The organism is Streptococcus mitis, from assembly GCF_946190285.1.
Lineage (GTDB): Bacteria > Bacillota > Bacilli > Lactobacillales > Streptococcaceae > Streptococcus > Streptococcus mitis_CP.
The window spans coordinates 1-271 of sequence record NZ_CAMHZX010000053.1; the positions used below are offsets into that span (position 1 = coordinate 1).

Annotated in this window: 1 protein-coding gene; it reads right to left on the reverse strand. The window is 67.5% G+C overall.

The annotated features are described in order from the left end of the window. Positions 1-271: transcriptional regulator domain-containing protein (locus N8L39_RS09335; RefSeq protein ID WP_261039385.1), on the reverse strand; the 271-nt coding region annotated here is incomplete at both ends.

The following is a 271-nucleotide window of genomic DNA, read 5'->3' on the forward strand; positions in this document are numbered from 1 at the left end:
ATCGCGGCTCCATCGGCGGCGTGTCCAGGCCATTCCACGAAAGTGCAACCCCCATGGAAAGATGTCTTCCTCCCCGTGCCGCTGGGTGATCAAGGTGATGCGCGGGGTGGCGCGGAGAATGCAGCGGAGTGCCGGCGGCAAGGTGATGGCCAGCGCCCCGTAAGCGCGGTTACGCCGCAGCCATTCCCAGGCCCAGCCGGGGCGGTCGAGCATCAGCAGCGGCCGATACGTCTGGGGATCGCGCCATGTCTGCCGCACAGGGACAAGGGGT